Source organism: Azospirillum sp. TSH20, assembly GCF_003115935.1.
Lineage (GTDB): Bacteria > Pseudomonadota > Alphaproteobacteria > Azospirillales > Azospirillaceae > Azospirillum.
On record NZ_LGQU01000191.1, the window covers coordinates 1 to 5464 of the forward strand.

Consider the following 5464-nt stretch of genomic DNA (forward strand, 5'->3'; position numbering starts at 1 on the left):
GGATCAGAAATCCATGTTTGGATTCCCCCTCCCCCTTCCCGCCGCTTTGCGGCAGGCCCCTTCCCTCTCCCGGGGCGGGAGAGGGAACCATACTCCGCCTATACGAAAGTGCAACCAACGCCAAGGTCCGCACCAGTGCCATACGCCCCCGAATATCAAAATCAATGTGATTTATCTATTGCACCCCTCCGCCTCCTGCGCCATAGTGTTCGTGTGCCCTACAAACCGAATGCCGTGGATGCATCCGGAGGTCGGGCGATCCGTCGCAGAGGCCGGCAGGACAGAAGCCAGGGCGCGGCCGGACAGGACATTGGGGAGGAAAACTGGAATGAAGCGTGCGCTATCCTTGATCGGCGCGGCGGTCGCCGCGTTTCTCGGCAGCTCGGCACAGGCGGAAACGCTGTCGATCGCCACGGTGAACAACGGCGACATGATCCGCATGCAGAAGCTGTCGGATCATTTCACCAAGGCCCATCCCGACATCACGCTGAACTGGGTGACGCTGGAAGAGAACGTGCTGCGCCAGCGCATCACCACCGACATCGCCACCAAGGGCGGCCAGTACGACGTCCTGACCATCGGCACTTACGAGGTTCCGATCTGGACCAAGCAGAAGTGGCTGAAGCCGCTCGACAAGCTCGGCGCCAACTATGACGTCGAGGATCTGCTGCCCTCCATCCGCAGCGGCCTGACCACCGACGGCACGCTCTACGCCGCGCCCTTCTACGGCGAAAGCTCGATGGTCATGTACCGCAAGGACCTGTTCGAGAAGGCCGGCCTGACCATGCCGGAGGCGCCGACCTGGAGCTTCATCGGCGACGCCGCGCGCAAGCTGACCGACAAGCAGAACGAGGTCTACGGCATCTGCCTGCGCGGCAAGGCCGGCTGGGGCGAGAACATGGCCTTCCTCAGCGCCATGGCGAACTCCTTCGGCGCCCGCTGGTTCGACATGAGCTGGAAGCCGCAGTTCAACACCGATCCCTGGAAGCAGACGCTGACGACCTATCTCGGCCTGATGAAGGACGCCGGCCCGCCGGGCGCCTCCTCCAACGGCTTCAACGAGAATCTGGCGCTGTTCCAGACCGGCAAATGCGCGATGTGGATCGACGCCACCGTCGCCGCTTCCTTCGTCTCGAACCCGGCGCAGAGCAAGGTTGCGGACAAGGTCGGCTATGCGCTGGCCCCCGACACCGGTCTCGGCAAGCGGTCCAACTGGCTGTGGGCCTGGAGCCTCGCGGTTCCCGCCAGCAGCAAGAAGGGCGACGCCGCGCAGGCCTTCATCTCCTGGGCGACCTCCAAGGAGTATCTCGACCTCGTCGCCAAGGAAGAGGGCTGGGCCAACGTGCCGCCCGGCACCCGCAGCTCGCTCTATGCCAACCCCGAATACCGCAAGGCCGCTCCCTTCGCCGACCTGACGCTGAAGTCGATCCAGGCCGCCGATCCGCAGCACCCGACGGTGCAGGAAGTCCCCTACACCGGCGTGCAGTTCGTCGCCATCCCCGAATTCCAGGGCATCGGCACGGCGGTGGGCCAAGCCTTCTCCGCAGCCCTCGCCGGCCAGATGAGCGCCGACCAGGCCCTGCAGAGCGCCCAGGCCCTGACCACCCGCGAGATGACCAAGGCCGGCTACATCAAGTAAGCGCACACGCCCGACCTCCGTCCTCTCCGATCACGGCAATACCTCATTCGGCCGTTATTCCCGCGAATGCGGGAATCCAGACTGCTCAGCGGCTTAACTGCGAAGCCTCCTGGATCCCCCGCCTTCGCGGGGATGACGGCGGAAGAAGGCCGCGCCCCGCAACGTCGTTCCCCAAGGGTCGAGCCATGGCCACCGCCCATTCGCGCGCAGCCGCGCGCCTGACGATGTCTCCGGCCGTCGTCCTGCTGCTCGGCTGGATGCTGATCCCGCTCGCGATGACGCTCTACTTCTCCTTCCTGCGCTACAACCTGCTGATGCCGGGGCAGGAGGAGTGGATCGGCACGCTGAACTACCAGTATTTCCTGACCGATCCGGCCTTCTTCGCCGCACTCGGCAACACGCTGGCCCTGGTCGGCGGGGTGCTGGTGCTGACCATCGCCGGCGGGATCGGGCTGGCCCTGCTGCTCGACCGGCCTTTCTGGGGGCGGGGGATCGTCCGCCTGCTGATCATCGCCCCCTTCTTCGTCATGCCCACCGTGTCGGCGCTGGTGTGGAAGAACATGCTGATGAACCCGGTGAACGGCCTGTTCGCCGCCATCGCCAGGGGGCTGGGCCTCCAGCCCTTCGACTTCCTGGCCGAGGCGCCGCTGTCCTCGATCATCCTGATCGTGACGTGGCAGTGGCTGCCCTTCGCCACGCTGATCCTGCTGACCGCCCTGCAATCGCTCGACAGCGAAAGGCTTGAAGCGGCGGAGATGGACGGCGCCGGCGCGGTCGACCGCTTCATCCACATCATCCTGCCCCATCTGGCCCGCGCCATGACGGTGGTGACGCTGATCCAGACCATCTTCCTGCTGTCGGTCTTCGCCGAGATCCTGGTGACGACCAACGGCGGCCCCGGCACCGCCACCACCAACATCACCTACCTCGTCTATGCCCAGTCGCTGCTGCAGTTCGATGTCGGCGGCGGCTCCGCGGGCGGCATCGTCGCCGTCGTCCTCGCCAACATCGTCGCCGTCTTCCTGATGAGGATGATCGGCCGCAACCTGGACATCTGACCATGGCGCGCGCCGCAACCAACCGCCAGAAGCTGGTCGTGACCCTGATCGCCTGGACCATCGGGATCGTGATCTTCTTCCCCATCCTGTGGACCGCGCTGACCAGCTTCAAGACCGAAGCCGAGGCCATCGCCAGCCCACCCTCCTTCCTCGCCTTCCACTGGACGTTGGAGAATTACACGGAGGTGCAGCAGCGCTCCGACTATTTCCTCCATTTCTGGAACTCGGTGGTCATCTCGGTCGGATCGACGCTGATCGGCCTGATGGTCGCGGTTCCCGCCGCGTGGTCGATGGCCTTCGTACCCGGCAAGCGCACCCGCGACGTGCTGATGTGGATGCTGTCGACAAAGATGCTGCCGCCGGTCGGCGTGCTGATCCCGATCTACTTGCTGTTCCGCGATTTCGGGCTTCTCGACACCCGCGTCGGTCTGGTCATCGTGCTGACGCTCATCAACCTGCCGATCATCGTCTGGATGCTGTTCACCTATTTCCGTGAAATTCCCGGCGAGATCCTGGAGGCCGCCCGCATGGACGGCGCCGGCCTGCGCGACGAGATCCTGTTCGTCCTGCTGCCGATGGCGGTGCCCGGCATCGCCTCCACCTTGCTGCTGAACATCATCCTGGCGTGGAACGAGGCCTTCTGGACGCTGAACCTGTCCGCCTCGCAATCGGCGCCGCTGACCGCCTTCATCGCCAGCTACTCCAGCCCGGAGGGGCTGTTCTACGCGAAACTGTCGGCCGCCTCGACCATGGCGGTCGCGCCGATCCTGGTTCTCGGCTGGTTCAGCCAGAAGCAGCTGGTGCGCGGCCTGACCTTCGGCGCCGTGAAGTAGGGGGACCCCGCTATGGGACAGATCACGCTCGACCGCGTCACCAAGAGCTTCGGCGACATCGCCGTCATCCCACCGCTGGATCTCACCATCGGCAATGGCGAGTTCGTGGTGTTCGTCGGCCCGTCCGGCTGCGGCAAGTCCACGCTGCTGCGCCTGATCGCCGGGCTGGAGGATGTGTCGTCCGGCTCCATCCGCATCGACGGCAAGGACGCCACCGCCCTGCCGCCCGCCCAGCGCGGGCTGGCGATGGTGTTCCAGTCCTACGCGCTCTATCCGCACATGACCGTGCGCAACAACATCGCCTTCCCGCTGAAGATGGCCCGGCTGGACAAGGCCGCCATCGACCGCAAGGTGGAGGCGGCGGCCAAGGTCCTGAACCTGACCAGCTATCTCGACCGCCGCCCCGGCCAGCTCTCCGGCGGCCAGCGCCAGCGCGTCGCCATCGGCCGCGCCATCGTCCGCGAGCCGACCGCCTTCCTGTTCGACGAGCCGCTGTCGAACCTCGACGCCGCGCTGCGCGTCAACATGCGGCTGGAGATCTCCGAGCTGCACGCCAGCCTCGGCACCACCATGATCTATGTGACCCACGATCAGGTGGAGGCCATGACCATGGCCGACAAGATCGTGGTGCTGAACGCCGGCCGGATCGAGCAGGTGGGCTCCCCCATCGACCTCTACAGCCGCCCGCGCAACCGCTTCGTCGCCGGCTTCATCGGCTCCCCCCGCATGAACTTCATCGAGGGCGAGGCGGCGCGCGGCGACGGCGCCGACTGCATCGGCATCCGTCCCGAACATCTGGCGCTGTCGACCGAAAGCGGCCGCTGGTCCGGCACCGTCACCGTGTCCGAACATTTGGGCTCCGACACCTTCGTCTATGTGCAGGTGGACGGCATCGGCACGATGGTGGCGCGGGCCGGCGGAGAGTTCCCGGTGCGCCACGGCGACCGCGTCTGGCTGACGCCGCAGAGCGAAAAGCTCCACCGCTTCGACGCCCAGGGCAACGCCCTGTCCGCCGCCGCCGAAGTCAAAGTGGCATGAAAGGCCCCACCTCCATGAAACGTCTCGACGGCAAATCGGCCATCATCACCGGCGCCGCCCGCGGCATCGGCCGCGCCTTCGCCGCCGCCTATGTCGCGGAGGGCGCCACCGTCGCCATCGCCGACATCAACCTCGCGGCGGCGGAGCAGGCGGCGGCGGAGATCGGTCCCGGCGCCTATGCCGTGGCACTCGACGTGACCGACCAGTCCTCCATCGACGCGGCGGTCGCCACGGTGGTGGAGCGGGCCGGCGGCATCGACATCCTGATCAACAACGCCGCCCTATTCGACCTCGCCCCCATCGTCGAGATCACGCGGGAGAGCTACGACCGCCTGTTCTCGATCAACGTCGCCGGCACGCTGTTCACGCTGCAGGCGGTGGCGAAGCAGATGATTGCGCAGGGCCGCGGCGGCAAGATCATCAACATGGCCTCCCAGGCCGGGCGGCGGGGCGAGGCGCTGGTCGGCGTCTATTGCGCCACCAAGGCGGCGGTCATCAGCCTGACCCAGTCGGCCGGCCTGAACCTGATCAAGCACGGCATCAACGTCAACGCCATCGCCCCCGGCGTCGTCGACGGCGAGCATTGGGACGGCGTCGACGCCCTGTTCGCCAAACATGAGGGCCTCCAGCCCGGCGAGAAGAAGCGCCAAGTCGGCGAAGCGGTCCCCTTCGGCCGCATGGGCCGCGCGGAGGATCTGACCGGCATGGCGATCTTCCTGGCCAGCCGTGAGGCCGACTACATCGTCGCCCAAACCTACAACGTCGACGGCGGCAACTGGATGAGTTGATACGCCTCCCTCTCCCGCCCCGGGAGAGGGAAGGGGCCCATGCGAAGCATGGGAAGGGTGAGGGGCAATCCAGACATGGATCCCTGATCCTTGCCTCCCCCCTCACCC

5 protein-coding genes are annotated in these 5464 nt (G+C 66.3%); all 5 read left to right on the top strand.

Going from position 1 to position 5464, the window contains the following annotated elements; translation table 11 throughout:
• Positions 1-328: 328 nt before the first annotated feature.
• Positions 329-1639 carry a sugar ABC transporter substrate-binding protein gene (locus TSH20_RS33600; RefSeq protein ID WP_109157798.1) on the top strand — a complete coding sequence of 437 codons (1311 nt, stop codon included), beginning with the start codon at positions 329-331 and terminating at the stop codon, positions 1637-1639.
• 185 nt (positions 1640-1824) lie between these two features.
• Positions 1825-2697, top strand: a complete 873-nt coding sequence (locus tag TSH20_RS33605) for a sugar ABC transporter permease (protein ID WP_109157797.1) — start codon at positions 1825-1827, stop codon at positions 2695-2697.
• Complete coding sequence (locus TSH20_RS33610) at positions 2694-3530, top strand: carbohydrate ABC transporter permease (protein WP_348770476.1); 837 nt, start codon at positions 2694-2696, stop codon at positions 3528-3530. The genes TSH20_RS33605 and TSH20_RS33610 overlap by 4 nt, the downstream gene beginning before the upstream one ends.
• A gap of 12 nt (positions 3531-3542) precedes the next feature.
• On the top strand, positions 3543-4568 hold the full coding sequence (locus TSH20_RS33615) for an ABC transporter ATP-binding protein (protein ID WP_109157795.1): 1026 nt from the start codon (positions 3543-3545) through the stop codon (positions 4566-4568).
• Positions 4569-4582: 14 nt separating this feature from the next.
• Entirely contained in the window at positions 4583-5356 is a 774-nt protein-coding gene (locus TSH20_RS33620) for an L-iditol 2-dehydrogenase (RefSeq protein WP_109157794.1), read from the top strand.
• Positions 5357-5464: the final 108 nt, after the last annotated feature.

Bases quoted from the DNA above. Each gene is read 5' to 3' on its own strand.
- TSH20_RS33605 (WP_109157797.1), top strand. From the start codon at position 1,825: ATGGCCACCGCCCATTCGCGCGCAGCCGCGCGCCTGACGATGTCTCCG.
- TSH20_RS33615 (WP_109157795.1), top strand. From the start codon at position 3,543: ATGGGACAGATCACGCTCGACCGCGTCACCAAGAGCTTCGGCGACATC.
- TSH20_RS33620 (WP_109157794.1), top strand. From the start codon at position 4,583: ATGAAACGTCTCGACGGCAAATCGGCCATCATCACCGGCGCCGCCCGC.
- TSH20_RS33600 (WP_109157798.1), top strand. From the start codon at position 329: ATGAAGCGTGCGCTATCCTTGATCGGCGCGGCGGTCGCCGCGTTTCTC.